At 54.2% G+C, this 25,471-nt stretch carries 28 protein-coding genes and 6 tRNA genes; 20 read left to right on the top strand and 14 right to left on the bottom strand.

The genetic code is table 11. The annotated features are described in order from the left end of the window. The coding region (locus BR83_RS0104965; protein WP_027356148.1) for a transposase domain-containing protein at positions 1-292 on the top strand (292 nt) is incomplete at its 5' end. 47 nt (positions 293-339) lie between these two features. Here BR83_RS0104965 and BR83_RS0104960 read toward each other — a convergent pair. From BR83_RS0104960 to BR83_RS0104935, 6 genes are all read right to left on the bottom strand, one after another. Beyond that, positions 340-612, bottom strand: a complete 273-nt coding sequence (locus BR83_RS0104960; RefSeq protein ID WP_027356147.1) for a hypothetical protein — start codon at positions 610-612, stop codon at positions 340-342. A gap of 467 nt (positions 613-1,079) precedes the next feature. Beyond that, positions 1,080-1,155, bottom strand: a tRNA-Ala gene (locus tag BR83_RS0104955). A gap of 126 nt (positions 1,156-1,281) precedes the next feature. Beyond that, entirely contained in the window at positions 1,282-1,410 is a 129-nt protein-coding gene (locus tag BR83_RS17745; protein WP_278244209.1) for a hypothetical protein, read from the bottom strand. 85 nt (positions 1,411-1,495) lie between these two features. Further along, the gene (locus tag BR83_RS0104945) at positions 1,496-1,732 is read right to left on the bottom strand and encodes a hypothetical protein (protein WP_027356146.1); all 237 of its coding nucleotides are present in this window, start codon (positions 1,730-1,732) and stop codon (positions 1,496-1,498) included. Positions 1,733-1,887: 155 nt separating this feature from the next. Further along, positions 1,888-2,445 (bottom strand): hypothetical protein, encoded by a 558-nt coding sequence (locus BR83_RS17130; protein ID WP_157832964.1) that lies wholly within the window; start codon positions 2,443-2,445, stop codon positions 1,888-1,890. Positions 2,446-2,532: 87 nt separating this feature from the next. Next, complete coding sequence (locus tag BR83_RS0104935) at positions 2,533-4,110, bottom strand: ABC transporter substrate-binding protein (RefSeq protein WP_027356144.1); 1,578 nt, start codon at positions 4,108-4,110, stop codon at positions 2,533-2,535. Between the two features lie 192 nt (positions 4,111-4,302). Here BR83_RS0104935 and BR83_RS0104930 point away from each other — a divergent pair, with 192 nt between their 5' ends. Then, a complete protein-coding gene (locus BR83_RS0104930) occupies positions 4,303-5,169 on the top strand; it encodes a TIM barrel protein (protein ID WP_027356143.1) in 867 nt (288 codons plus the stop codon). A gap of 17 nt (positions 5,170-5,186) precedes the next feature. Here BR83_RS0104930 and BR83_RS0104925 read toward each other — a convergent pair whose 3' ends face one another. Then, positions 5,187-5,672 carry a hypothetical protein gene (locus tag BR83_RS0104925; protein WP_027356142.1) on the bottom strand — a complete coding sequence of 162 codons (486 nt, stop codon included), beginning with the start codon at positions 5,670-5,672 and terminating at the stop codon, positions 5,187-5,189. A gap of 184 nt (positions 5,673-5,856) precedes the next feature. Between BR83_RS0104925 and BR83_RS0104920 the strand changes: the two genes are divergently transcribed. From BR83_RS0104920 to BR83_RS0104850, 15 genes are all read left to right on the top strand, one after another. Further along, positions 5,857-6,315, top strand: a complete 459-nt coding sequence (locus BR83_RS0104920; protein WP_027356141.1) for a pyruvoyl-dependent arginine decarboxylase — start codon at positions 5,857-5,859, stop codon at positions 6,313-6,315. A 20-nt stretch (positions 6,316-6,335) separates the two neighbouring features. After that, the gene (speE, locus tag BR83_RS0104915) at positions 6,336-7,169 is read left to right on the top strand and encodes a polyamine aminopropyltransferase (RefSeq protein WP_027356140.1); all 834 of its coding nucleotides are present in this window, start codon (positions 6,336-6,338) and stop codon (positions 7,167-7,169) included. Positions 7,170-7,185: 16 nt separating this feature from the next. Continuing rightward, the gene (gene speB / locus BR83_RS0104910) at positions 7,186-8,055 is read left to right on the top strand and encodes an agmatinase (RefSeq protein WP_114679198.1); all 870 of its coding nucleotides are present in this window, start codon (positions 7,186-7,188) and stop codon (positions 8,053-8,055) included. 187 nt (positions 8,056-8,242) lie between these two features. After that, positions 8,243-8,319 (top strand) — tRNA-Asp (locus tag BR83_RS0104905). A gap of 8 nt (positions 8,320-8,327) precedes the next feature. After that, a tRNA-Phe gene (locus tag BR83_RS0104900) sits at positions 8,328-8,403 on the top strand. A gap of 43 nt (positions 8,404-8,446) precedes the next feature. Beyond that, positions 8,447-8,521, top strand: a tRNA-Gly gene (locus BR83_RS0104895). 8 nt (positions 8,522-8,529) lie between these two features. Then, a tRNA-Cys gene (locus BR83_RS0104890) sits at positions 8,530-8,605 on the top strand. A 639-nt stretch (positions 8,606-9,244) separates the two neighbouring features. Further along, on the top strand, positions 9,245-10,507 hold the full coding sequence (gene sat / locus BR83_RS0104885; protein ID WP_027356138.1) for a sulfate adenylyltransferase: 1,263 nt from the start codon (positions 9,245-9,247) through the stop codon (positions 10,505-10,507). Positions 10,508-10,522: 15 nt separating this feature from the next. After that, positions 10,523-10,813, top strand: a complete 291-nt coding sequence (locus BR83_RS0104880) for a DUF6955 family protein (protein ID WP_027356137.1) — start codon at positions 10,523-10,525, stop codon at positions 10,811-10,813. Between the two features lie 132 nt (positions 10,814-10,945). Continuing rightward, complete coding sequence (aprB, locus tag BR83_RS0104875) at positions 10,946-11,386, top strand: adenylyl-sulfate reductase subunit beta (protein WP_013822175.1); 441 nt, start codon at positions 10,946-10,948, stop codon at positions 11,384-11,386. A gap of 23 nt (positions 11,387-11,409) precedes the next feature. Beyond that, the gene (aprA, locus tag BR83_RS0104870) at positions 11,410-13,293 is read left to right on the top strand and encodes an adenylyl-sulfate reductase subunit alpha (protein ID WP_027356136.1); all 1,884 of its coding nucleotides are present in this window, start codon (positions 11,410-11,412) and stop codon (positions 13,291-13,293) included. Positions 13,294-13,408: 115 nt separating this feature from the next. Further along, the gene (locus tag BR83_RS0104865) at positions 13,409-14,650 is read left to right on the top strand and encodes a CoB--CoM heterodisulfide reductase iron-sulfur subunit A family protein (RefSeq protein ID WP_027356135.1); all 1,242 of its coding nucleotides are present in this window, start codon (positions 13,409-13,411) and stop codon (positions 14,648-14,650) included. 6 nt (positions 14,651-14,656) lie between these two features. Then, positions 14,657-16,867 carry an FAD-dependent oxidoreductase gene (locus BR83_RS0104860; protein ID WP_027356134.1) on the top strand — a complete coding sequence of 737 codons (2,211 nt, stop codon included), beginning with the start codon at positions 14,657-14,659 and terminating at the stop codon, positions 16,865-16,867. Positions 16,868-16,988: 121 nt separating this feature from the next. Continuing rightward, positions 16,989-18,170: a (Fe-S)-binding protein gene (locus BR83_RS0104855; RefSeq protein WP_027356133.1), complete on the top strand. Its 1,182-nt coding sequence runs from the start codon at positions 16,989-16,991 to the stop codon at positions 18,168-18,170. Continuing rightward, a complete protein-coding gene (locus BR83_RS0104850; RefSeq protein WP_027356132.1) occupies positions 18,171-19,316 on the top strand; it encodes a 4Fe-4S dicluster domain-containing protein in 1,146 nt (381 codons plus the stop codon). A 95-nt stretch (positions 19,317-19,411) separates the two neighbouring features. On the opposite strand, the gene BR83_RS0104845 is transcribed toward BR83_RS0104850, so the two are convergent. Together BR83_RS0104845 and BR83_RS15085 are read right to left on the bottom strand one after the other, a co-directional pair. Beyond that, entirely contained in the window at positions 19,412-20,020 is a 609-nt protein-coding gene (locus BR83_RS0104845; protein ID WP_027356131.1) for a hypothetical protein, read from the bottom strand. 151 nt (positions 20,021-20,171) lie between these two features. Then, positions 20,172-20,366, bottom strand: a complete 195-nt coding sequence (locus tag BR83_RS15085) for an SPW repeat protein (protein WP_034634509.1) — start codon at positions 20,364-20,366, stop codon at positions 20,172-20,174. Positions 20,367-20,558: 192 nt separating this feature from the next. Between BR83_RS15085 and BR83_RS0104835 the strand changes: the two genes are divergently transcribed. Next, positions 20,559-21,311: a hypothetical protein gene (locus BR83_RS0104835; RefSeq protein WP_027356130.1), complete on the top strand. Its 753-nt coding sequence runs from the start codon at positions 20,559-20,561 to the stop codon at positions 21,309-21,311. A 61-nt stretch (positions 21,312-21,372) separates the two neighbouring features. On the opposite strand, the gene BR83_RS0104830 is transcribed toward BR83_RS0104835, so the two are convergent. Together BR83_RS0104830 and BR83_RS0104825 are read right to left on the bottom strand one after the other, a co-directional pair. Beyond that, entirely contained in the window at positions 21,373-21,663 is a 291-nt protein-coding gene (locus BR83_RS0104830; RefSeq protein ID WP_027356129.1) for a hypothetical protein, read from the bottom strand. A 141-nt stretch (positions 21,664-21,804) separates the two neighbouring features. Next, complete coding sequence (locus BR83_RS0104825) at positions 21,805-22,644, bottom strand: zinc metalloprotease HtpX (RefSeq protein ID WP_027356128.1); 840 nt, start codon at positions 22,642-22,644, stop codon at positions 21,805-21,807. 534 nt (positions 22,645-23,178) lie between these two features. Between BR83_RS0104825 and BR83_RS0104815 the strand changes: the two genes are divergently transcribed. After that, positions 23,179-23,268: transfer RNA gene (locus BR83_RS0104815), tRNA-Leu, on the top strand. A gap of 243 nt (positions 23,269-23,511) precedes the next feature. On the opposite strand, the gene BR83_RS0104810 is transcribed toward BR83_RS0104815, so the two are convergent. Further along, positions 23,512-24,099, bottom strand: coding sequence for an ImmA/IrrE family metallo-endopeptidase (locus BR83_RS0104810; RefSeq protein ID WP_027356126.1), 588 nt, complete (start codon positions 24,097-24,099; stop codon positions 23,512-23,514). 148 nt (positions 24,100-24,247) lie between these two features. Between BR83_RS0104810 and BR83_RS17845 the strand changes: the two genes are divergently transcribed. After that, complete coding sequence (locus tag BR83_RS17845) at positions 24,248-24,346, top strand: flagellin (RefSeq protein WP_207640174.1); 99 nt, start codon at positions 24,248-24,250, stop codon at positions 24,344-24,346. Positions 24,347-24,651: 305 nt separating this feature from the next. Here BR83_RS17845 and BR83_RS0104800 read toward each other — a convergent pair whose 3' ends face one another. Continuing rightward, the gene (locus tag BR83_RS0104800) at positions 24,652-25,011 is read right to left on the bottom strand and encodes a hypothetical protein (protein WP_027356124.1); all 360 of its coding nucleotides are present in this window, start codon (positions 25,009-25,011) and stop codon (positions 24,652-24,654) included. After that, a complete protein-coding gene (locus BR83_RS0104795) occupies positions 25,008-25,334 on the bottom strand; it encodes a hypothetical protein (RefSeq protein WP_027356123.1) in 327 nt (108 codons plus the stop codon). Before BR83_RS0104795 ends, BR83_RS0104800 begins: the two co-directional genes overlap by 4 nt. Positions 25,335-25,471 lie beyond the last annotated feature (137 nt).

Below are 25,471 nucleotides of genomic sequence, written 5' to 3'. Positions count from 1 at the left end.
TTTGCAGGATGGGCGCCTGGAACTGGATAACAACCGGAGTGAGCGGTCGATCAAACCCTTTGTCATTGGCCGCAAGAACTGGTTGTTTGCCAATACTCCGCGGGGTGCACGGGCCAGCGCTATTACTTACAGCATCATAGAAACGGCAAAGGAGAATGGGTTGAATCCTTTCCAGTACCTCAGCTATCTTTTTGAAAAACTTCCCAACCTGAACCCTAAAGACAGTAACGCCCTGGATCAGTTACTCCCCTGGTCCGATTCGCTGCCCCCTGTCTGCAGGGCTAATAAATAAGCCAGATTATGTCCCCACCTGATTGCAAGGTGGGGTTTATTTTACGCTTACGTCTGCAAGAGGATCACGTTCCGGAAAAAGGGCGGGTCGAACGGGCCAAAACCTAAGAAGGTGCATTGGGCACTGTCCGGTAACACCGTGCACCTGACCGTGGCGCCTGGCGGCAGGGGATCCGAACAGAGGAGATCTGTAGCGTTAACACAGCGGCTGACCTCGTCTTCCTGCACGCACATGTCGTAGACTTTAAAGACTTCGATACAGTCCTTTTCCGTAGGTTCAGGGCATCTACCTTGCGGGCACTTACCTGGCTTAATGGGCATATTCAATCCCCTTTCTAGATTTTACTTGGTTTTTATACCATCATATGCCATAAAAGAAAAATGTGACATTATATATTATATTTGCAAAAACTGGCACAATCAGGTTACTAGCAATAATACGCAATCTTTTGGGAATGTGTGACACAGCGGAAAACAAAGGCCCCCTCTTTGTTGTTCCTAAACAAACAAAGAGGGGGCCTTTGCCTTTAGTGGCAGCTTATTGAGATGTCCCCTGCGGGGTACACCCTGTTAAGGCTCACTTTATGTACAGAGCCTGCAGAAGGACTTCCTGGCCCTGCGCAGCCACTATGCCTTTCAAGCGGACTTTTGCAACCCAAACCGGTGACCTGCCAGCTCGAACCGGAAACAGGCTTGCGACACGTTGAACAAAAAAAAGGCTTGTGGGCAAATTTGGGGGCAAGCTTACATAAAAACCGCTTGCCGATCCCACAAAGCCTTGATTTTCCTGGTGGAGGCAAGGGGACTCGAACCCCCGACCTCTAGAGTGCGATTCTAGCGCTCTCCCAGCTGAGCTATGCCCCCATGGCAATAAGGATTATACCATGAAAGCGCCCTTCTTACAAGGGGTTTGCTTTCTACCGCGGCTATTAAAGTGATGGCGCTGAATTCCCGCATTACCCGCCATGTTCTTAGCATGCAAGACCGCTGCTATTCCCTGGGCTGGATGTAACTGTAAACAAAGTAAGCCGCCAGGGATAACCAGCCCGCGCCCATGAACAGACCCAGGGGGATGGCCCACCAGGTGGAAGGGTTTCTTTTTCTTTCTTCCCTGGACATTTTCACACCTCCGGGTTTATTATTCCCCGGGCGGGGAATTCTAAAAACAAGACCCTACCCGTCGAGGGTAGGGATTGTATTAAATTTAAGAAACCTTTTGCATGGCTTCCTGCTTCTGTTTTTTGTTAAATTGTTCTTCTGCATAGTCTGTGGAAATGAGATAAAGGTTAACCCATAATTCGTGTTCATTGTTTTTTCCGTCCAGCTCCCGGGCCAGTTCTTTAAATTTTTTTTCTACACGGTCTTTAAAGGCTGAAAACTCCACCAGCAAGTCCACCACTTCCCGGTGACTGTATGATGCTCCATCCCGTAAGACCTTCACTGGATTCCCCCCCAAAAACAGTTCTTATACTCATTATACAAATTAAGGTAAAATTGTTAAGGGGTAGAAGATGTCTAAAAGAACCCGTTTTTGTTGTAAAAAACATAAATTTAACGGGGCCTGTGAAAGGCCCCGTTAAGTAGATGCTGCCGGTTTTAGTTGTTCGATAAAACGCCGGTGTAATTGGGTTGGTAGTTGCCCTGTTCATAGATGCTGCCCTGGAACCCGCCGCCCTGGTAACCCATCTGGCCCTGCTGGGCCCAGCCGTACTGCTCCGCGGTGCCGTACTGCTGGCCGGTCTGGTAGCCGCCAAACTGGCCGGCGGTACCCTGCATGGCATAGCCGGAGACGTTTCCATAGGTAGCGGGCTGGGTTGCGTACTGGGTGATGTTATAGCCACCGGCGGTTCCGTAACGTCCGGTGTTGAACTGGGTGCCCTGGCCGTACTGGCCGGTGAAAGTTTGATAGCCCTGGGTGTAACCGCCAAAACCGGCCTGCCCGTACTGCGCGGTATACCCTCCCTGGGCCTGGATGGTGGAGCTGATTTGCTGGGCCATACTGCTGAGGCTGTTCAAATCCTGCTGCATTTGACCGGCAATAAAGGTTAAGCGCTGCAATTGCTGCTGCTGGATCTGGTTGCACAGCTGGCTGATGGAACTTGCTTCATCCCTTAATCTTTGAATTTGCTGCTGCATTTGAAAGATCTGGTGCACAAACACTCCCCCTCGAATTATTGTACTCAGCCATAGTATGGGTGAAAAATTCCAGACTTATTACTGGTATATATAGGTATTTTTAATTTATTTTTCATTTTGCTTCAATTGAACGTTGCCCAGGAATGGTATGCCCTGGGGGCGGATAATCAGACCCTGAATATTCCCGGCCGCGGCTACAGTGTGCAGGCTGTGATGGAGAAAAACCACAGGTGCATCTTCCTGGAGATACTTTAAAACCTCCCGGTAAATCCGGGTCCGGAGGGTGTTATCGGTGGTCTGCTGGGCGCTGGCCAGCAGGGTATCTACTTTGAGGTTGTGGTAGTGGGTGGCATTCAGGCCGCCGGAAATCTGGGTGGACGAGAAAAGGGTGAACAGGAAGTTGTCCGGGTCGCCGTTATCGCTTGTCCAGCCATAGATAAAGGCATCCCCTTCCTGGCGGTAGATGGCTTTTTTAAACTCGTCCCAGGGGTAAACCTTGACGGAGCAGGAAAAACCCGCTTTTTCCAGCTGCCCGGCCAGGGCCCGGGCCAGCCTTTCCCCTCCCGCCGGGTTATAGGGGCGGGTGGAGTTATAAGCCAGGAGCGTAATTTGCACTCCCGGGGTGTAACCGGCAGCCAGCAGTTCCTGCCGGGCCTTCCCGGGATCCGGTGATACCGGTTCGGGCGTCTGCTCGTAACCCAGGATTCCGGGGGGCAGGGGGCCTCTGGCTACCAGCACCCGGCCGGGGAAAAGTTGTTCTGCCAGTTCATGGGGGTCGCAGGCCTGCCGGGCTGCCCGCCGCAGTGCCGCGTCGCGGAACAGCCCCTTATCGGTGTAGAAACCCAGGTAGCTGATGTCCAGCCCGGGGGTTTCGATCACCCGGAAGCCCCTGTTCTTTAAGTTTGCCACCTCCTGGGGGGGAATACCCTCGCTGATCTGGGCTTTTCCGGCCAGGAGGAGTTCCGTCCTTTTTGCCGGGTCGGGGACGGAGCGGAAGATCACTCCCGGTATGGAGGGTTTGACCCCCCAGTAATTGGAGTTGGCCGCCAGGACGACTTCACCGTCGTCCTTCCACTGCTGGATAATAAAGGGTCCCGTTCCCGCCGGGTGTTTCCAGAACTCTTCTTTATATTGCTGGAGGGCCCGGGGGCTGACCATGGGGGCGGCTACGGGCATGGCCAGGTTATAGAGAAAAGGGGCGTAGGGGTATTTTAAGTTAAACCGCACGGTCAGGGGATCTATAACTTCCACGGATTGGACCATGCCGTAGGTAAAGGCGGCATAAGTATAACGTTCCTGCTGTTGGAGCATCCTTTCGACATTAATTTTTACCGCTTCGGCGTTAAAGGGTGTACCATCATGAAAGGTCACATCGGGCCGCAGGTAAAAGGTCCACTGCCGTCCGTCGGGGGAAGCTTCCCACCGCACGGCCAGGCATGGTTCCACTTCCGTACCCGTCCTGAGCCGGACCAGTCCCTCGTAGATATTTGCCAGCACGCGGGCGGAAGAAGGGTCATCCGCCCGCGCCGGGTCCAGGGTGCGGGCGGGCGACTCCAGCAGATATACCGGAAATTCCTGCTTCTGCAGGAGCCAGGATGTGGGCACCACCGGTACCAGCCATTTAATGTAAAAGATCCACAGGCAGATACCAAGGGTTAACAGGAAAATGATCCGTTGGCGCATGAGAAGGTCCTCCTTAGCCTGCTTCTGATATATTTAACCAGTAATGTATAATACGTTATAAATATGTAATAACCTTCCATATAAGATTGACAAACTTTTCTTTTACCCCTATCCTTTTAGCAGGAAAAGGGTTATTATTGTCGAAGGAATTGCCACTTCATATAGCTTTACTAAAGGGAAGGGAGTAGGGTGATGGGGATACGTTTCGGGCCGGCGGGAAACCCACCGTCCTTTCACGCGCAGGGTTATAAAAGCTCCCTGGACATGCCCGCCTGGTTGCGGGGTCAGGGCCTGAATGCCTATGAGTACCAGTGTGTGCGGGGAGTGCATATCGGGGAGGCTACGGCCAGGAAGCTGGGTGAACGGGCCCGGGAAAACGGGGTTTCTTTAAGCATTCATGCCCCTTATTACATTACCCTGGGAACTGATGACCCGGTTTTAAAGGAGAAAACCAAAATGCACCTGCTCAAGGCCATGCAGGCGGCCCTGTGGATGGGAGCCTCGCCGGTGGTCTTTCACCCCGGTACGGGAGGTGGAAAAGAGCGGGCTGCTGCCATGGCCCGGGCCAAAAAACTTCTACTGGAGGTTCTGGCGCTGGCGGAAGATATGGGGCTGGGGGAGATCCGCGTGGCCCCGGAAACGGCGGGAAAACCGGCGCAGCTGGGCAGCCTGGATGAGGTGCTGGAGTTTTGCACCCTCGATCCCCGGGTGGTGCCGGCGGTGGACTTCGCTCACCTCCACGCGGCCGGCCGGGGGGCGTTGAAATCGATGGAGGATTTTGCTATCGTTCTGGACAGGATAGAGAGCCAGCTGGGTAAGGAGGCCGTTCGGAAGCTGCACATTCACTTCAGTCCCATTGAGTTTACCGGGGCGGGGGAACGGAGACACCGCACCCTTTTAGACGGGGGTTTTGGCCCCGATTTCAGGTTCCTGGCCCGGCTGATCGTGGAAAGAAAGCTCACGCCCACCATTATTTGCGAGTCCGCCGATCGCCAGGTGGAAGACGCCCTTATTTACAAAAGGATTTATGAGCAGGTAAAAGAAGAGGCAGAGGGATGAACCCCCTGCCCCGGCTTTTAGTGGGTCTCGACGTCCTGGCCGCCAAACTGGCGCAGTACCGTGGCGGCATCATTGGCCTTGTTATCATCGCAGCGGACGGAAACCAGGATGTTGCCCTGCTTGACCTTTTCCTCGTAATAACGTCCCCGTTCCGCCGGGATACCCCAGTCGATCAGTCCCCCGGCAATGCCGCCGGTGGCGGCGCCGGAGAGCAGTCCCGCGATGGGGCCGGCGGCTACAATGGGTCCAATGCCCGGAATGGCCAGGGCACCGGCCCCGGCAATCAGGCCGGCCAGGCCGCCCAGCACTCCTCCGGTGGCGGTACCGTCGGCCACCGGGTCACCGCCCATGGTGGGCCCGGCTTCAGCACGCTGTTCGTTGCGTGCGACATCCTCCTTGGCTACCACAGAAATCTCGCGGTCAAAGCCCCGTGAACGCAGTTCTGCAACGGCCCTGTCCGCGGACTCCCGTGATGAGAAAGTTGCCAGCACTGTTTTGGCCATGTTTTAACCTCCCTCAATTTACTGGTTTCATCATTCGATGGTTAGAATGTTATGGGGAGGAATTTTTCATACCAGGAATATTATGGTACGGGCTCTGGTCAATAAAATAGTTTATTTTTTCATGTCTTTTGTTATAATATAACTTGTTGTTTTTGGATAAGAACATAGAAAGGGGGAATTTGCCGTGTTACCCACCCCAAAGAAGTTTTTTCTGACTGCTGCCAGTGCCGAGGGAAACAGCGAATTAACCGCCTTTGATAACGCTCTCCTGGCCGGCCGGATTGGCAACATCAACCTGATCCGGGTCAGCAGCATTCTTCCTCCCGGAGCGGAGTACGATCCTGAATTGTCCATACCTCCCGGTTCCCTGGTGCCCACTGCTTACGGGTATATAGTCAGCGAGAATCCGGGGGAATTAATTGCGGCGGCCGTGGGTGTGGGCTTTTCCGAGGACACCTTCGGCGTGATCATGGAGTTTGCAGGTAAGTGCTCGCAGAAGGAAGCTGAAGCGCGGATTGAAGCTATGCTGCGGGAAGCCTTTGCTACCCGGGGCATGAAACTGGTGGACATGAAGATTGCGGCTGCCGAACACCGGGTGGAGAAAATTGGCTGCGCCCTGGCGGCAGTGCCCATGTGGTATTAATCTTTCCTGGGGGTATGGTCATGAACTGCTGGTTCACCGAGCTGCAAACCGATCATATGAAGCTGAGCTGCCGGGTGAAAAGGGTTCTGCATGAAGAAAAGACGCCCTTTCAGCATCTGGCCGTCTATGACACGGTGCAATTTGGACGCCTGCTGGCCCTGGATGATGTCATTCAAACCACCATTAAGGATGAGTTTGTTTATCATGAAATGATCGCCCATGTGGGTTTAAATACCCATCCCAACCCGCGCCGGGTTCTGGTTATCGGCGGAGGGGACGGGGGTTCCATCCGGGAGATCATCAAGCATTCCTCAGTGGAACAGGCTGTCCTGGTGGAAATTGATGAAAGGGTAATTGCCGCGGCCAGGGAATATCTTCCGGAAATTAGCTGTGCCCTGGACGACCCCCGGGTCAGGGTTATAATAGACGACGGCATCAAGCACGTGCGGGAAAACCGCAATGCTTACGATATGATCATTGTGGATTCCACCGATCCCGTGGGTCCCGCCGAGGGGCTTTTCAGCAGGTCCTTTTATCAGGACGTTTATAATGCCCTGACGGAGGACGGGCTGTTTGTCGCCCAGACGGAATCGCCATTTTTCAACCAGGATCTTATCGCCCGGGTATTCCGGGATGTGAGGAGCATTTTCCCCATTGCCAGGCTGTTTTTGGCCTGCGTACCAACCTATCCCGGCGGTTTGTGGAGCTTTACCATGGGCAGCAAGAAGTTTGATCCCCGGCAGGTGAAGGTGGAGGAATTACCCGCCCTGAACACCAGGTATTACAGCCCGGCTATTCACCGGGCGGCCTTTGAACTGCCCCCCTTTGTGGCTGAACTGGTGAAGCAGGATTAGGCGGCGGGGTGTGTTTATGCTTGGAGAAGGGCTGGAAAAGGGCGGTGTATTCATGGGGAGTGCCGGTGATTACGGGCGATCTTCGCTGGTGATCCTGGGCGCTCCCCTGGATTTAACCGTTAGCTTTCGTCCGGGGACCCGTTTTGCCCCGGCCTGGATCCGCCAGGTAAGCGTGGCGCTGGAGGAATACAGCCCCGCCCTGGAGCGGGAGCTGTCGGAATATGCTTATTACGATGCTGGGGATATTATCCTGCCCCCGGGCAACCTCCGGGAAAGCCTGGGCCGGATTAATGCGGCGGTAGCCTCCATCCTGGGCGACGGCAAATTCCCCCTTTTGCTCGGGGGGGAGCACCTGGTTACCCTGCCGGCGGTGGAAGCCGCGGCCGGCCATTACCCCGATCTGGCAGTGCTGCACTTTGATGCCCACGCCGATCTCCGCGAGGAATATCTGGGGGAAAGGCTCTCCCATGCCACGGTCATGCGACGGGTGGTGGAGGTGGTCGGGGGAGATAATGTCTTTCAATTCGGCATCCGTTCGGGAACCCGGGAGGAGTTTTCCTTCGGCCGGAGCAGTACCCACTTTTACCCCGGGGAAATCCTGCCGGCCCTGGCCGGGGTGGCCGGCAGGCTTGAGGGCCGCCCGCTTTACGTGACCCTGGATATTGATGTTCTGGATCCTGCTTTTGCCCCGGGGACGGGTACGCCGGAGCCGGGGGGGTGCACACCCCGGGAGATCTTCCAGGCGCTCTACCTGCTGGCGGGCTGCCGGGTGGTGGGCATGGACCTGGTGGAGGTGTGTCCCGCCTGCGACTCCGGGGAGCGCACGTCCCTGCTGGCGGCCAAAATTGTGCGGGAAGCTATTTTATGCTTCGGGCGGGGGAGCTGAAAATCTCCCGCTCCGGTAAAGCTACCGGGCGGGACGCCTTTATTCCCGGTTGATAACAGCGGTGGCAATGATTGGGGTAAAATTTTTTGCCCGACATTTAAAAATACCAATTGACATTTGGGCTTAGTTTTTGTATACTTAAGATTGTCAGCGGAAGGGGTAACAACCCCGAAGGAGCAAGCAAAGCGGAGCTGTGGTGTAGTGGTCTAACATGCCGGCCTGTCACGCCGGAGATCGCGGGTTCGACTCCCGTCAGCTCCGCCAATTTATGTGCCACGGTAGCTCAGTTGGTAGAGCAGCGGACTGAAAATCCGCGTGTCGCTGGTTCGATTCCGGCCCGTGGCACCACCTGGACAAACCGAAAAAAATAATATATAATATCACCAGGCATGCGGAAGTGGCTCAGTGGTAGAGCATCGCCTTGCCAAGGCGAGGGTCGCGGGTTCGAATCCCGTCTTCCGCTCCATTTTTTATGGCGACATAGCCAAGTGGCTAAGGCGGCGGTCTGCAAAACCGCTATTCCCCGGTTCGAATCCGGGTGTCGCCTCCAGGTTAAATGTAAAGCTGGCGTAAAAACGCCAGCTTTTTCTCTTCGGGCCGGGATGGGTTCAAGAAGTGCTTGTCAACGTATTGAATTTATGATATAAAAACAAGTAAAAGTGATAGCCTTCACCATCACAAACAGTTAATATTAAATATTATGAAAACTTATAAGACTTTCACCTGTTGCTGGTTATCTGTTTCAATATTTCAAAAAAAGAAATTAAGTTTTCTGGATTTCACTAGCAGGAAGTCTCGATTTTGTGTCGAATAGAACTTATTAAGTTGACGAGGTTAACAAAAAGCGGTAGCGAGTTACCGTTGTAACTGGTTTCATGCAACATAATAAATAATAAGCCAGGGCGGCTGAAAAGAAATAGCGTCCAGGCGACAATTTTCGCTGGAAATAGCAGGAATATAAAAGAGGTATTATATATATAATTGTAGCGTGCGATAACGGGCCTGCCATAACGGTTCCATCGTGGGCCGTTAATCGGCTAACTGTATGATTGAATTGCTGGTTTTAGAAGTCCTGCCAGCTCTGTTTTAAATCGGGAAGGGGGAGGGGATAGCGGGAGAAAAAGCTGGTTTGTGGAAGAGGTGAAGTATAGCCGGTATAACTACAATCTTTGAAGGAAGGAGAAGGGAAATGACCTATATTGGCCATGGCGGCAAGGAAATTGTGGAAAGGGTTTTAGAACCTGAAAAAGCTGCTGAGGCAATTAAAGGTTTAACACCGGTGCCCATCCGCGGCCAGATTGCACGGGAAATTATAGATATTGCTTACGGCTTTTTCACCCCCCTGGAAGGATTCATGACCAGGGCGGATGTGGAAGGCGTTTGCAATGAAATGAAGCTCGCCAATGGCATTTTGTGGCCAATCCCCATCGTTTTTGATATTTCCACGGAAGAGATTAATGAAAAGGGAATCAAGGAAGGCGATAAGCTCTTACTGACCTATCAGGATAAGCCGATGGCTATCCTTGAGGTGGAAGAGATCTTCACCTACGATAAGCAGGAGATGGCCTTAAAGGTCTACGGCACAACGGAGGACAAACACCCCGGTGTGGCCAGGACTTATAGCTATAAAGATAAGTTTATCGGCGGAAAAATCACCCTGGTTAACCCACCCAAGATTAACCCTCCTTTTGATGAGTTCTTCTTCACTCCCAAACAAATGCGCCAGAAGTTTGCAGAAAAAGGCTGGCAAAGAATCGTCGCCCACCAGACCAGAAACGTACCCCATACCGGACATGAATGGTTGATGAAAGGCGCCTGGTTATCCGCCCACGGTGAACTGCCCGTAGAAAAAACCGTGACCGGCGTGCTGGTTAACGCCATAATCGGCGAGAAAAGAAAAGGTGATTACATTGACGAGGCTATCGTGCTGTGCCACGATGTGCTGCGCAAGGCCGGTTATTTCCGGGAAGATGTCCACATGACATCCATCACCCTGTGGGATATGCGTTACGCCGGTCCCAAGGAAGCTGTCTTCCATGCCATTTTAAGGTCCAACCTGGGCCTGACACACCACATGTTCGGCCGTGACCATGCCGGAGTGGGTACCTATTATGACCCCTATGATGCCCACAGGATTTTCGACCAGATCCCCGAGGATGCCCTGAATATCAAGCCTGTCCGCGTGCTTGCCTGGTGGTACTGCCCCGTGTGCGGTGAGGTAACCTATTCCGGGCTTTGCGGGCACAAGGAGCAGAGCCAGAACTTCAGCGGCACCCTGATCAGGAGCATCATCCAGGACGGTGTCAAGCCACCTCGCCTGATCTTCAGACCGGAAGTGTTTGACCTGATTATGGAATGCGCAGAGAAGTACGGCTTTGGTTCTGCCTTCGTCACAGACAAGTACTTGAAGGAGCGGAACCCCGTATTTACCCTTCGCGACATGAAGTACTAGTGAGGAGGTGGCGAGATGTCCATTACCATTAACATCTGGATCAACGAGGAAAGGTACGCCAAACTGCAAAAGGCCGGGCTGGCCGATATGGCCGAGGAAGTTCTGGCCGGATTGAAGGTAATCAAGGTTCCCTGCACCGAAGAGCAAAAAGATAAGGTGCTGAAAGTCTTCCCGACGGCAAAATATGACTCTGCCACCACCAAGAGCATTGAGCTGCTGCCCAGAGAAGTGAAGGATAAGATTTTCGACCTGGTGGTTGAAAAGCAGAGCATAGATATCATGGATGAATTCCTTAAGAATTACTAGATAAAAATCTTCTACCTTGATTCTTGCAAATATAGACCAGCCTTTGGGGGGAGGTGGGTATCGGGAAGAGGGAGGGGAGCTTTTAGATAGCGTGCTTAATGCAATTATAAAAATATGAGGAGGTTAGAGTTTATGCCAAGTTATGTAATTGCTGAGAAATGTGACGGCTGCAAAGGGCAGGACAAAACCGCATGCATGTACATCTGCCCCAACGACTTAATGGTCCTGGATAAAGAAAGAATGAAGGCTTACAACCGGGATCCCCAGATGTGCTGGGAGTGTGCATGCTGCGTTAAGATTTGCCCGCAGCAGGCCATGGACCTGAGGGGCTATGCCGACTTTGTTCCCATGGGCGCCAGCACCATTCCGCTGAGGGGTTCGGAAGACATTATGTGGACCATCAAGTTCCGGAATGGCACCATCAAGCGCTTCAAGTTCCCCATCCGGACCACGCCGGAAGGTTCCATCGTCCCCGATGCTGGCTTTGAGACCGGCACCGACGATCTGAAGAGCTACGTGCTTTTCACTGAACCCGGCTCCCTGGGCTGTGAAGTCCCGACCCTGAAGAAATAAATAGAGAAGAGGAGGTTAGGCAAATGGCAAATTTTGAAACCGTAGAAGTCAATACCGACCTATTGATAATTGGTGGTGGCATGTCCGCCTGCGGTGCTGCCGTGGAAGCCGCTTACTGGGCCAAAAAACACGGTCTGAAAGTAACCCTGGTGGATAAAGCTGCCATGGACCGCAGCGGTGCCGTGGCCATGGGTCTGTCCGCAATCAACCTCTACATTGGCCAGGCTGCCGGCGATAATACAGTGGAAGACTACGTCCGTTACGTCAGGCAGGACCTGATGGGCATCACCCGGGAAGACCTGGTTTACAGCATCGCCCGTCACGTCGACTCCACCGTACACCTGTTTGAAAAGTGGGGCCTGCCCATCTGGAAAGACGAGAACGGCAAGTACGTCCATGAAGGCCGCTGGCAGATCATGATCAACGGTGAGTCCTACAAGATCATCGTGGCTGAAGCGGCTAAGAACGCTCTGAACTCCCTCGGTCCCGACAACATTTACGAGCGCGTGTTCATCGTGGAGCCCCTGATGGATGGCGACCGCTGTGTTGGCGCCGTCGGGTTCAGCGTCCGCGAGAACAAGTTCTATGTCTTCAAGGCTAAGGCCGTGCTGGTAGGCATGGGCGGTGCCGTGCACGTGTTCCGGCCTCGTTCCACCGGTGAAGGTCTGGGCCGTTCCTGGTATCCTCCCTTCAACACCGGTTCCAGCGCTTACTTCACCCTGAAGGCCGGCGCCGAAATGACCTGCCAGGAAGTGCGCTTCATCCCCGTGCGCTTCAAGGATGCCTACGGCCCTGTGGGCGCATGGTTCCTGCTCTTCAAGTCCGTAGCTACCAACGCCTTTGGCGAGGACTACATGAAGACCCACCCGGATGTGCTGGAGCAGTATGCCCCGTACGGCCTGACCAAGCCCATCCCGGCCAACCTGCGGAACCACCTGGGCCTCATTGACGAAAGGGCTGGCAAGGGTCCCATCTACATGAGGACGGAGGAAGCCATCCAGCGCCTGGCTCAGGAAATGCCGGACGAGAAGCAGCGTAAGAAGAAACTTAAGGAACTGGAAGCCGAAGCTTGGGAAGACTTCCTCGACATGACCATTTCCCAGGCCCTGCTGTGGGCGGCTACCAACACCTTCCCCGAAGAGAAGCCCTCTGAGATTGCCGCCTGCGAGCCCTACTTCATCGGTTCGCACTCCGGTGCTTCCGGTGCCTGGGTCAGCGGTCCCGAGGACATCGCTCCGCCCGAGTATCAGTGGGGATACACCAACATGTCCACTGTGAAGGGCCTGTTCTGCGCGGGCGACGCTTCCGGCGCTTCCAGCCACAAGTTCTCCTCCGGTTCCTTCACTGAGGGCCGGATTGCGGCCAAGTCTGCCATCCGGTTCATCGTGGAGAACAACGAGGAGCCCAAGGTGGATCCCGCCCAGATCGAGGAGCTCAAGGCACGGATTCTGAAGCCTCTGGACACCTTCGAGCAATACAAGAACATGACCACCGACCCAGAGGTGAACCCGAACTACATCCGTCCGAAGCAATTCATGTTCCGCCTGCAGAAGATCATGGACGAGTATGCCGGCGGTGTCTCCAAGTCCTTCACCACCAACAAGTACCTCCTGGAGAAGGGCCTGGAGCTGCTGGAAATGCTCAAGGAAGACTCCGAAAAGCTGGCTGCTTCCAACCTGCACGAGTTAATGCGGTGCTGGGAGAACGTCCACAGGATGTGGCAGGCGGAGGCCCACATCAGGAGCGTGCTGTTCCGCGAAGAGACCAGGTGGCCCGGCTACTACATCAGGGCGGACTTCCCGAACATGGACGAAGAGAACTGGAAGTGCTTCGTCAACTGCCGCTGGGACCGCAACACCGGGCAGTGGGAAGTCTTCAAGCGGCCCGTCATCTCCATTGTGGACTAACGTGTAGCGTAGATTATCTTCCGCTATTACCTGCATATGTATTTGAGCCGTGGCTGTTCGCGGCCACGGCTTAACCCTTATTTTTCTAAAAACTATGTTGTGACGGTGATGAAATATGGGCAATAAGAGCATCCTGGTAGTTGGAGGGGGAATAAGCGGGTTAACTGCCGCCATTGAGGCTTCAGAAGTGGGTCATGAAGTCTTTATTATTGAGAAGAACCCCTACCTCGGCGGCAGGGTGGCCCAGATGAACCAGTATTTTCCCAAGCTCTGCCCTCCCAACTGCGGTCTTGAAATCAATTTCCGCAGGATTAAAAACAACCCCAAAATTCACGTTATAACCCTGGCCGAGGTAATGGGAGTTTCCGGCCAGGAGGGAGATTTTGAGGTCAAGGTTAAAGTTTCTCCCCGCTATGTAAATGAGAACTGCACTGCCTGCGGCAAGTGTGTGGAGGTTTGTCCGGAAGAAAGGAAAAACACCTTTAACTATGGTCTGGACAATACCAGGGCCATTTATTTGCCGCACATTTTCGCTTTTCCAATGAAATATGTTATTGATGCCCAGGCCTGCTCCAGGTGCAACAAGTGTGCTGAAGTTTGCCCGGTTAACGCCGTCGATCTGAATATGGAACCCAGGGAAATGACCTTGAGGGTTGGTTCCATCATCTGGGCTACCGGCTGGAATCCCTATGATGCCTCCAGGATTGGTTATTACGGTTTCGGCCAGTACCAGAATGTAATTAACAACGTGATGCTGGAGAGACTGGCTGCTTCCAACGGCCCGACGGGTGGTAAGATCCTGCGCCCCTCCGACGGTAAGCCGGTGGAAAAAGTGGCCTTTGTCCAGTGTGCCGGTTCCAGGGATGAAAACCACCTGCCCTATTGTTCCGGCGTGTGCTGTCTTGCTTCCTTAAAGCAGGCTACTTATATCCTGGAGCGGAATCCCGAGGCCCAGGTATATATTTACTTTATTGATATCCGGGCGCTGGGTAAATTTGAAGACTTTTACATGAAAGTAAAGGATAATCCGAATATTCATTTAGTTAAAGGTAAAGCGGGTGAAATCACAGAAGATCCGGCCACCAGAGATTTGATTTTGGTGGTGGAGGATCAGGAAACCCAGAAATTAATGAAGGAAAAATTCGACCTGGTTGTGCTGGCCACCGGTATGGCACCGACTACCAGGGAGAGCAGGGCGCCTGTGGATCTGGTATACGACGAGAACGGCTTTGCGGTTGGTGGCGCGCCGGGTATATACAGCGCCGGTTGTGTGAGCAGGCCAATGGATGTGGCTTCCTGTGTCGAGGACGCAACTGCTGCTGCCCTCAAGGCTATCCAATCGACGGTGGGGAGGTAATTGACGGTGGACAAAAAACTGGCGGTTTATATATGTACCGGCTGTGGAATTGGTGATGCCCTGGATATAGATGCCCTTTCCAATGTGGCAACCAAGGAATACAAGGTTCCGGTGTGCAAATCCCATCCCTTCCTTTGCGGCGCGGAAGGCGTTGGGATGATCAAGCAGGATATGGAAGGGGAAGGGGTTAACACCATCGTAATTGCGGCCTGCTCCATGCGGGTAAATTATGACGTGTTCAACTTCCCCAATACCATCGTGGAAAGGGTTAACCTGCGGGAGCAGGGCGTATGGTGCCATCCGGCCAACGACGAGGATACCCAGATGCTGGCCGAGGACAGCCTGCGCATGGGTATAGTCAAGGCCCAGCAGATGTCCCTGCCGGAGCCCTTCCAGGCGGAAAACCTGTCTAAAAACGTGCTGGTTGTCGGTGGCGGCCTGGCCGGTCTTACGGCTGCACTGGAGTCTGCCCGGGCGGGATACAAGACCGTGCTGGTGGAAAAGAATTCTTCCCTGGGTGGCTGGGTGGCCAAACTGCACAAGCAGGTCGGCTTAAAGCCCCCTTATAATGAGCTGGAGGATAATAATATTAACCAGTTAATCAAGGAAGTGGAAGAAAATCCCGACATTACTGTCTATAAAGGTGCGCAAATACAAAAAATTTCCGGTGCGCCGGGGATGTTTGATGTGGAGATCAACCAGAGCGGCAGCGTGGCCACGGAAAGGGTAGGTTCCATCGTCCTGGCTACGGGTGCAGTGGCCTATGACGCCACCAAATTGAGCCACCTGGGCTTTGGCCAGTACCCCAACGTGATCACCGGCGAAATGTTTGAAGAAATGGCTGCCCGGGGCGAGTTCAAGCGTCCTTCCGACGGCCGGGAGGCCAGGAGCGTGGCCTTTATCCTCTGTGCCGGTTCCCGGGATAAGGAGCATCTGCCTTACTGCTCGGCCATTTGCTGCACCGAGTCCTTAAAGCAGGCACTTTACGTGAAGGAAAAGGATCCCGAAGCCACGGTCTACATTTTCTATAAGGATATGCGGGCTGCGGGTAACTATGAGTTCCTCTACCAGCGGGTGCAAAAGGAAGGGGCCCTGTTCTTCAGGGGCGAAATTGCCGGCATTGAAGAGGACGGCGGCAGCCTGATCATTGAATTTGATGATGTTCTGGTCGGCGACCGGATCAGGACGGAACCGGTGGACCTGGTGGTCCTGGCAACCGGCATGGTGCCCACCACGGCCATCGGGGAAAGGCTTGTTATCCAGTCCGACGATCAGGGCAAGGATTCCGAGCCTCCGGCGGATGAGATCATCAAATCCAACATCCTTAACCTGGAATACCGTCAGGGTCCCGAGTTGCCCACTTTGAAGTACGGTTTTGCCGATTCGCACTTCATCTGCTTCCCGTACGAAACACGCCGGACGGGCATTTACGCTGCGGGTAGTGTGCGGGCACCCATGGACATTCCTTCCACCATCAGGGATGCCACCGGCGCAGCGCTGAAGGCCATCCAGTGCATCGAGCTGACGGCTCAGGGTTCGGCCGTGCACCCGCGGGTGTGGGACCTCTCCTTCCCGGAATTCTTCATGCAGAGGTGCACCCAGTGCAAGCGGTGTACGGTGGAGTGCCCGTTTGGTGCCATTAACGAGGATGAAAAAGCCAATCCACTGCCCAACCCCACCCGTTGCCGGCGCTGCGGTACCTGTATGGGGGCCTGCCCGGAGCGGATTATTTCCTTCAAGAATTACTCGGTGCCCATGATCGGCAGTATGGTGAAAGCTATTGAGGTGCCGGAGGAGGACGAGGAGAAACCGAGAATCATCATCTTTGCCTGTGAAAACGACGCTTATCCGGCCCTGGATATGGCCGGCATCAACCGCATGACCATCAGCCCCTGGGTGCGGATTATTCCGGTGAGGTGCCTTGGTTCCATGAACCTCATCTGGATTGCCGACGCCCTCTCCAAGGGCATTGACGGTATCCTGCTGCTGGGCTGCAAGCACGGCGACGACTACCAGTGCCACTTCATCAAGGGCAGCGAGCTGGCCAGCTACCGCCTGTCCAAGATTTCGGAGACATTAAACCGCCTGGCTCTGGAATCGGACCGGGTGAGGATGGAACAGGTCAGCATTATGGATTACGACCGGATTCCTCAAATTATCGAAGACTTTGTCAGCAAGCTTGAGGAAGTCGGTCCCAACCCGTACAAGGGCTTCTAAGGGAATGGCAGAGGGGTTTTCAACCCCTCTTGCCGGTTGCCCTCCGGCTTTAACCCTGTTTAATTAAGTAACAAGAGATAGCGCAACTGCTAAAAACTATTTGCCAAAGGGGTTTAAAAGTATGGAACCTAAAGAACCTAAAGAAATATCTTTGGAGATGAAAGAATACCTGGTTTCAGCCGGGGCACAAACTCTGGATCACTGCATGAGCTGCGGGCTCTGCTCCGCCCTTTGTCCCTGGCGCCTGGTGTCCGGTCATACCAGTGAGGTTTTTTACATCCGGAGGATGCAGCGCCTGGCACAGCTTGGCCTGGAAGGGTTCGATGATGAGGAAGTTCTCTTTGCCTGTACCACCTGCGGCATGTGCCAGAGGAACTGTCCCAGGCAGGTAAAGATAATTGAAAACGTACGTTCCATGCGCAGCACCACCGTGGAGGCCGGTTTTGTGCCCTCTTCACTGCGGTCCGTGGTGGGCAGCCTGCACTCCAATGGTAACCCCTGGTCCGGGCCCCGTGAAAAGCGCATGGACTGGCAGAAAGGGATGGAAGTACCTGCCTTTACGCCTGATACCGAGTACCTGCTCTTTGTCTGCTGCACCTCCTGTTACGACCCCCGCAGCCAGAAAATTGCCCGGAACGTGGTTTCCCTGCTGAAAGCGGCAGGAGTAAGTTTCGGTGTCATTGGTGTAGAGGAAAGCTGCTGTGGGGAAACGGTCCGCAAGATTGGCGATGAAGAGCTCTTCCAGAAGCTGGCTGAATCCAACATCAAGCTCTTTAAGGAAAAGGGAGTCAAAAAGATCATTACTACCTCTCCCCACTGCCTGTATACTTTTAAGCACGAGTATCCCGAGCTGGGCGGGGAATTTGAGGTCGTGCATTATACCCAGATCCTGGCTGAACTGGTGCAGGATGGCAAGCTGTCGCTGACCGTCCCGCAGGATAAAAAGATTGCCTACCATGATCCCTGCTACCTGGGGCGGCATAACGAGATTTTTGAGGCACCCCGTAATTTAATTAAGGCCGTGCCCGGTGCCGAACTGGTCGAGCTGAGCCGGGCCAGGGAAAAGAGCCTCTGCTGCGCCGGGGGTGGCGGCCGGCTGTGGGCCGAGGTACCCCGCGGTGAGCGTTTTGGCGAATTAAGGGTTCTGGATGCCGAGGAGCGGGGTGCGGATACGCTGGTCACGGCCTGTCCCTATTGTGTAATCATGCTGGAAGCGGATTGCCTGGCCCTCGACAAGCAGGAGAAAATTAAAATTATGGAAATCTCGGAACTCCTGAGCGCATCGATGGGGAGGGAGAGCTAATTGACCAATGTAAACCCTCAGTTTGCTAAAAAACTTCAGAAGTATGGCGCCAGCACAGTTTCCCAGTGCTTCAGCTGCGGGACCTGTACGGCCGTCTGTTCATTAACAACCGACGAGCACCAGTTTCCGCGCAGGTTTATGCGGTACGTGCAGCTGGGCCTGGAAGATAAAATCAAGCATTCCGTGGAACCCTGGCTGTGCTATTATTGCGGCGACTGCCAGAAGAATTGCCCGCGCAAGGCCGATCCCGGCGAGCTGATGATGGCCCTGCGGAGGTATCTGACCACGGTCTATGACTGGACCGGTATTTCGCGGAAGCTCTACACCTCCATGGCGTGGAAGGTAATTCTGGTGGGGCTTTTATTTGCCCTGACCCTGATAGTGGTGTATACGTTCAGCGGTGAAATGGTTACGGAGAGGGTGGAGCTGGAAACTTTCGCCCCCGCACACATAGTTCACCCGGTGGGTTACGTTTTTGGTGCGGTGCTGGCCTTTTTGCTGCTTTCCAACGTTTACCGAATGTACAGGTTTATCATGGGTCCCCAGGCCGGCGGGCTACCCTTATCCGTATATATTCAGGAACTGGGCACCCTGGTGGTTCATTTTGCCACCCAGGCCCGGCTGCGTATGTGCGCCAACAAGTCGCTCTGGCTGAGGCACTTCTTGATAATGAGCGGTTACTTTGTGGCCTTCGTCCTGGTGAACATTGACGTCGTGACCAGATGGTCCCTGACCAACGAGCCGCCCATGTGGTGGCACCCCGGCAAGCTGCTCTGGAGTTATGCATCTATTGCTATGCTTTATGCTACGACCCTGGCGATCATCGGGCGTTTAAATAAAAAAGAGCCAATTCATCAGTACTCCCATTCCACCGACTGGATGTTCCTGATCCTGCTCTGGTGCACGGTGGCCACGGGCTTATTAATGCGTATTTTCATGGAATTAAATATGCCCCTGCCCACCTATCACACCTTCGCCCTGCACCTGGCCTTTACGGTGCCCCTCCTGGGCCTGGAGGTCCCCTTTACCAAATGGTCGCACCTGGCCTACCGGCCTTTCGCCCTTTACTTTGTGCGCCTGAAGGAGAGGGCCCTGGAGCTGAACAGGTCGCAAGGTGAAGCGTCCCAGGTTGGTGTGAGCGGCTAAATTTGAAGGCCTCCAGGTAGCACAAAAGGACCCCGGGAAGGGTCCTTTTTCATTTTGGGTCAACACCTCTGCGCGATATACCGGCAGCGGGCAGATCAGACATCGATGGTTTTGCCCGGCCATTCCACCCTTTTCTCGTAGTACTGCACGGCACGCCTGCCCATGCCCAGCGCCGTGAGGTAATTCACTCCCCCGGCCAGCAGCAGGCCCAGCAGCGGGATAATGCGCACCAGGCTGGAGCGGGTGGTGGAACGCACTCCCAGGGACAGGAGCGCCCGCTCCACCAGGGCCGTAAAGGCCTCCCTGGAGAGTTGATTGACTGCCGTCCGGGAGAGGCTCATACCCGCGCTCCCTATCCCTGAGGCAAAGATGAAGGCCCAGAAGGCCTCGCGCCGGTAACGGTAGCCGGTCAGGTTGTTATCGTAGATGAAGGCTATTTCCAGGACCATGCGCCCCAGGAGGTAGGTGAGCAGGGTTACGTCGAGGGCGACCCCTCCCAGCAGGGCGACCAGCGTGCCCAGGCCCGGTATGACCGCCGGCAGGGCGGTGAGCGCTCCAGCCAGGGCGCACTGCCAGGCCCTTTCCTGAATAATTTTGCCGGCCAGATCCCGGGGAGATAAATCCGGGTAATTTTTTTTCAGCCTATTTATTTTCTGCTCGATTTCTTCGGCCCGGGGTGAGGAAAAAGGGTTGAAGCGCGCCACGGCTGCGGTCCCCCCCTTTTTTTAGCACCAGTATGACATGCCGGCCGGGTGCGGTCAAGGGGACCGGGGGCGGGAAAAATTACCCGGCTGGATAAAAGAAAAACACCCGCCGGCAGGATGAAGTTACCGGCGGGTGCGGGCGTGGAAGGGATTACTTGTTTTCGCCTCCACCGCCAACCCTGGTTCCTCTGAGCTCAGCGTTGGTAAGGTAGGAGACGACGGCAACAAGAATGCCTAAAATGATATCATTCCACATGGCATTGACAACGTTGGAATAACCCAGCACAAAAGGTGCAATGATCAGCCAGATGCCGAAAATAATGCCCAACCAGCCGTACCTGTTCACCCGGTTTCACCTCCCACCTTTCAGTTGTTGCTGCAATCACTGTTTATTTTAACCACTGCCAGGAATTTTAAACCCCCGGGCAGCTAAACAGGATAAAATTTTTCAATAAAATAGGTCTAAAATGAAGGAATTGCCAGTTACTGGTAGAATAGAATAGAAATGTTGGCAATATCTGGCTGGAGGTTGATGAAATTGCTGCAGCGTTATTTTGAGCTGGTTGAAGAGCTTGGCGCGCTGGAAAAGAACAGCCTGGCGGATCTGTCCGAGGAGGAGATAATGCGCTACCTGGACCTGCGCAGGGAGCGGGAGGAACTGGCCGGTAACCTGGAGGACATGATGGAGGGAGCCCTGAACTACCTGCAGGATCTGGCCAGGAACGTGGGCGAGGAGCTGGTTGATCTACCCGGTTTAATGGAAAGTGCCAGGGAGCAGGGGGATTTTAAGGAGGATTACCTTAACCGGATAGCGACACTTATCGGGTCACTGGAAGCGGATCTGGAGAGAATTCTCGCCGATTGCCGCCAGTTGCGCTATGAACTATTATGGGGCGGGGAAAGGGAGGCCGGTGGAGAGGATGCGGGAGAACAGGTGCCGGAAAATTACCCGGCCGAAATAAGCGACCGGGGAAAAGACAGGCCGAAAGATGCGGCAAAGAAAAAGGAAGGGGCCCTGGCAGAGGCGGCCTGCGCCCTGGAGCCCGCGTGCAGGGAAGAGCCGCCGGGAGAAATATCAGCCCGGGACGGCCGGGAACAGGAAAACGGGTGTTCTGTTATCGTTTCCCCGGAAACATTGAAGAAGCTGGAAGCGGTCATGCGTCCCCGGGAACCCCTGGACCTGGAACCTGTACCGCTGGAGGGGCAGGCCGGGCTGGCTGTATTAAAGGCGGCCTGTGCCGGGGGCAAGTCCCGCCCCGGGAAATCCCATAAAGAGCGACACCGCCGCTAGAACCAGCGGCGGTGTCTGAAAGTGCACTCGCAGCACTTCGCGGCCGGAGCCGCGCGGGTGCTTATTTATCCTTATCGTGGTTCTGATCTATGGGTCTTAAGAAAGTGACGTTATTTCTCCGGCCGGGTCTTTTGACCGGCATTTCCTCCTCGGTAATTTCCAGGTAGAAAACCTTTTCCGGATAGCAGAGGACGGTTACAACCCCCCGTTCCGGTTCTGTCAGCCAGATCCCCTTGAACTCCAGCATTTCTCCCATTAAATCCACATTTACCCTGCGCGGTCCTTCCAGGACTTCCAGTTCCCATCCCTGGATGCTCACCACTATGGTTTTATGTGGTTGAGTTACTTCCATCTATGGCTACCCTCCTTTGCTCCGGGCCGCTTTAAGCGGCCCACCCATCAGTATACCATATCCTGCATGGATGATAAAAATATTTCACAGAAAAAAGCCCCTGTCCACTGGGACAGGGGCTCGTGAAGACAGTGGGCGCTATTACTGCATCTGCTGCAGGCGCCTGACCCTTTCCGCTATTGGCGGGTGGGTGCTGAACAGGCTGGCCAGGGTTTCTCCCCGCAGCGGGTTGACGATGAACAGGTGGGACGTGGCCGGGTTAACCTGCATGGGAATGTGCTGAGCGGCCCGCTCCAGCTTGAGCAGTGCGCTGGCCAGGCCGTGGGGTGAGCCTGCCAGGCGGGCGCCGGTGGCATCGGCCTCAAACTCCCTGGCCCGGGAGATGGCCAGCTGGATGAGGGTGGCCGCCAGGGGGGCCAGGATAATCATCAGCAGGGTGCTTACCAGGCCCAGGGGGTTGGCCCCTTCTTCGTCATCCCGGCCAAAGATCAACCCCCACTGCAGGGCATTGGCAATCATGGTGATGGCGCCGGCCAGGGCGGCGGCAATGGTGCCCACCAGCACGTCCCGGTTTTTGATGTGGGCAATTTCGTGAGCCAGGACGCCTTCAACCTCCGAACGGTTGAGAATTTGCATCAGGCCATCGGTCACCGCCACCGCCGCGTTGGACGGGTTCCTGCCCGTGGCGAAGGCGTTGGGCTGCGGTGACGGGGTGCGGTACACCCGGGGCATGGGTATGCCCGCCCGCTGGGAAAGCCGGCGGATTATATCGAACAGCTCCGGCGCCTCGTGCTCGGCCAGGGGCCGGGAACCGGTCATGGCAATGGCAATCCTGTCGCTGAAGTAGTAGCTGAAAAAGTTCATCCCCAGGGCAATGATGAAGAACAGGAGAGCTCCCGAACTGCCGCCCACGGCATTGCCAATCAGCACCAGCAAAACGGTTAACAGGCCCATCAATAACCAGGCTCTGAAATTATTCATGGGGGTCCGTGACCTCCTTTCAAAAATATACCGGAACCAACCGGCAACAAACCCTCTCCGGCCGGTACCCGGGTGCGGTCCGCCGCTCCGACCGGCAGGGGAAATTACCCGCTTTAACCAGCCTCCCGCGCGTGACGGAAGGTAATATTTACATGGGTATTGATCCCTCCTTCACGATTATACCTGTAAGGTAAATTATGATATATAAATAACAAGCACTGTAATTGCCGGACGCTTACCCTGCTACGAACCTCCGATTCCTTATATCGTGCCTGCCACTACCTACAGTTATTCTATTACTTATTATATTATAATTTTTTCTTACCAGGCAAGAGAGGAAAGTGGAAAGAAACTGGAAATGCAGGGTTCCCGGCGCCTCCTGCCGCCCGCGCATCGAACAGTTGTACGTTATTGACGGGAAAAATCATTTATAGTAAAATAACTCAAGCAGGTTCTATAAGTCAAAGGAATTTTCAAAACGATAATAAGCGCTCTGAAACAGGGCTCTCAAGTTGATGAATATAAGGATTTCGTGCCGGAGTGGCGGAACTGGCAGACGCACGGGACTTAAAATCCCGGGGGTGTTATGCACCCGTACCGGTTCAAGTCCGGTCTCCGGCACCAGAAAAATCAAGGCTTTCATAATATAGCGGGCATCTGAAAAGTGGTGCCCGCTAAGCTTTTTGGGTGCCCGTTTGATGCCCAAATAAATTTTTCAGTTTTTCCACTGCTTCCTTTTGTATCGTGGGAATTACGTGGGAATAGGTGTCTAAGGTGAGGGTAACCGTCTGGTGGCCTAGTCATTCCTGGACAACCTTGATGTATACACTCTGTGCCTGGAGGATGATGGCTTACAAACGGTAAAGGTTATGGTAAGGTGGCTAGCCAGGTCTTTTTTTTGCTCAACATGCGGTACAGTTCAAGAAATTTCTGCCGTTTCCATTCGTAAAAATCTTTCGTCGTTCGCTTTAGAGTAAGCAGTCGGCGCAAAATAACCTCCTGGCTAATCTTAAACCTATCTGCTAATTCTTTTAACTCCCAATCTTCCCATATTAACTTCTTAGGTTCGCCCGAAACGATCTCATTTTCAAGAAGTGCTTCTCGGGGGACCAGGACTTCGCCTGCAACCATGTTACAATAAGCTTCTGTCTTTTTGTGCTGGTTCCCAAAACGGCTTTCTTCTTCCTCCTCCATATAAGGCATGTCGCAGATGCCGCTTTTCTTAAGAGCGATATGAACTAGTTCATGTATCAAAGAAAAGGCCCTGCCTCGGGGGGTATCTTTAATATTGAGACATATTACTGGAAACAGACGTTCGCTTATAGAAATTCCCCTCATTATAGATAGGTCGATTCCTTTGGCATGAAAGACTAATACACCCAGTCGCTCTACTGCCTCAGTCCAACGCCGTAGAGCGGTGTATTCGTTGACACTTGCACTTATACTTCGCGCCATGGCTTAGGCCCCCAATTAAAAAACACTTTCGGCTAGATTATACCATGTGGGACATATCTTTGAGGAGAAAATTATGAGTCATTTGCTGTAATGATTATTGGACAGCATCCCATGAGGATACATTCTATCCTAATATATCGTTTGTTACATGGAGTTCACCAAGCAGAGCATCATCGCCCAGGCCGCCACGGCCATGCTGGTCCAGGCCAACCAGCAGCCGCAGTTGGTGCTGCAACTCCTGCGATAACCTGCGGAACAAACTTGCTCCGCTAAGAGCATCCGAAATTGTGACAGGCCTCCCTTTGACGGGAGGCCTTCCTCAGCTTGTAGATAAAGTATTTCTGGGGTGTGCCCTGGTTTTAGTCGTCGCTCCCGGTCGTTTCGCTCTGTGTTCAGGTGGCCTCCGCGAACATCCTGTCTGCGGTCCCGCCTCATCCCGTCGTCGTGGCCTGGCTCGGCAGCGCTTACTAATACCAGGGCACATAGGAAGTTTGTCAACAGTCTGAGGCCTCCCTTCAACGGGAGGCCTGTTTTTCTACCACCGGCGGCCGGTCAGGAACCGGCCTGTTCTGTTTCCCCGTCCAGGTGGCAGGACATACCGCAGTACCCCTGCATGTTGACTACGCTGGCTTTGAGGATCAGCAGCAGCGCGGCCAGGCGGAGCCGCAGGTCGGGCTCCAGGCCGCGCAGGAAGTAGCCCAGCTGTTTGGCCGCTGCCGCCGCTTCCTGCAGTTCCTGGATGTCCAGGTATAAAGCGTCCCGGGTGAGGGAGTGATAGGCGGTAAGCCTGTCGATGCCGAGCATGCAGAGCCCTACGTCCAGCAGGTCGGCGGGGCTGATGTGGTATGTATCGCAGCACCTGGCCAGGGCGTCAAGCCGCTCGTGGTCAAGGTATGGTTTGAAGAAGCTCATTTTTTCTCCTCCTTCAGCATGGGCGACAAAATGGCCTTGATGAGAAAAGTCAGGCACAAAAGCCTCTGCCGGTCGCTTATGCACTGCTCGTACAGGGAGCGCCAGGTTTTATCCGCCAGCTCCAGGCAGTGCTGGAAGCGCTCCCGGTTGAGGATATGTTCATCCCCCTGCCGTTCGTAAAGCAGGTCGACCAGAACATGGGAGGCACCCACGTCCAGAATGTGCAGGTGGTTCAGGCCGTTCCCGGTCATGCACTCGGCCAGCGGTTTCAGCTGTTTCTCCGGCAGAACCGGGTTGAGGACGTTGATTTTGGTAACGGTCATGGCAGCACACCTCGGCAAGTAAAATTAAGCCACTGGCTTTATCTTTCTATGGTTCCCATTTTCCGGTCTTAATATGAGCTCTCCCTTGACCGGGCCTGCCAGAGGTTATATAATACCATTAGAACAGGTGTACGAAC

The sequence above is a fragment of the Desulfofundulus thermocisternus DSM 10259 genome (genome assembly GCF_000686645.1).
GTDB lineage: Bacteria > Bacillota > Desulfotomaculia > Desulfotomaculales > Desulfovirgulaceae > Desulfofundulus > Desulfofundulus australicus.
The sequence above is the reverse complement of the archived record's forward strand: the minus strand, read 5'-3'. Positions and strand labels throughout refer to the sequence as shown.

Coding starts and splice junctions, on each gene's coding strand:
- BR83_RS0104925 (WP_027356142.1), bottom strand. CDS start 5,672: ATGGCCAAAACAGTGCTGGCAACTTTCTCATCACGGGAGTCCGCGGAC.
- aprA (WP_027356136.1), top strand. CDS start 11,410: ATGGCAAATTTTGAAACCGTAGAAGTCAATACCGACCTATTGATAATT.
- BR83_RS0104880 (WP_027356137.1), top strand. CDS start 10,523: ATGTCCATTACCATTAACATCTGGATCAACGAGGAAAGGTACGCCAAA.
- BR83_RS17745 (WP_278244209.1), bottom strand. CDS start 1,410: ATGTCCAGGGAAGAAAGAAAAAGAAACCCTTCCACCTGGTGGGCCATC.
- BR83_RS0104830 (WP_027356129.1), bottom strand. CDS start 21,663: ATGGAAGTAACTCAACCACATAAAACCATAGTGGTGAGCATCCAGGGA.
- speB (WP_114679198.1), top strand. CDS start 7,186: ATGCTTGGAGAAGGGCTGGAAAAGGGCGGTGTATTCATGGGGAGTGCC.
- BR83_RS0104795 (WP_027356123.1), bottom strand. CDS start 25,334: ATGACCGTTACCAAAATCAACGTCCTCAACCCGGTTCTGCCGGAGAAA.
- BR83_RS0104810 (WP_027356126.1), bottom strand. CDS start 24,099: ATGGCGCGAAGTATAAGTGCAAGTGTCAACGAATACACCGCTCTACGG.
- sat (WP_027356138.1), top strand. CDS start 9,245: ATGACCTATATTGGCCATGGCGGCAAGGAAATTGTGGAAAGGGTTTTA.
- BR83_RS0104935 (WP_027356144.1), bottom strand. CDS start 4,110: ATGCGCCAACGGATCATTTTCCTGTTAACCCTTGGTATCTGCCTGTGG.
- BR83_RS0104930 (WP_027356143.1), top strand. CDS start 4,303: ATGGGGATACGTTTCGGGCCGGCGGGAAACCCACCGTCCTTTCACGCG.
- aprB (WP_013822175.1), top strand. CDS start 10,946: ATGCCAAGTTATGTAATTGCTGAGAAATGTGACGGCTGCAAAGGGCAG.
- BR83_RS0104825 (WP_027356128.1), bottom strand. CDS start 22,644: ATGAATAATTTCAGAGCCTGGTTATTGATGGGCCTGTTAACCGTTTTG.
- BR83_RS17845 (WP_207640174.1), top strand. CDS start 24,248: ATGGAGTTCACCAAGCAGAGCATCATCGCCCAGGCCGCCACGGCCATG.
- BR83_RS0104855 (WP_027356133.1), top strand. CDS start 16,989: ATGGAACCTAAAGAACCTAAAGAAATATCTTTGGAGATGAAAGAATAC.
- BR83_RS0104865 (WP_027356135.1), top strand. CDS start 13,409: ATGGGCAATAAGAGCATCCTGGTAGTTGGAGGGGGAATAAGCGGGTTA.
- BR83_RS0104800 (WP_027356124.1), bottom strand. CDS start 25,011: ATGAGCTTCTTCAAACCATACCTTGACCACGAGCGGCTTGACGCCCTG.
- speE (WP_027356140.1), top strand. CDS start 6,336: ATGAACTGCTGGTTCACCGAGCTGCAAACCGATCATATGAAGCTGAGC.
- BR83_RS0104960 (WP_027356147.1), bottom strand. CDS start 612: ATGCCCATTAAGCCAGGTAAGTGCCCGCAAGGTAGATGCCCTGAACCT.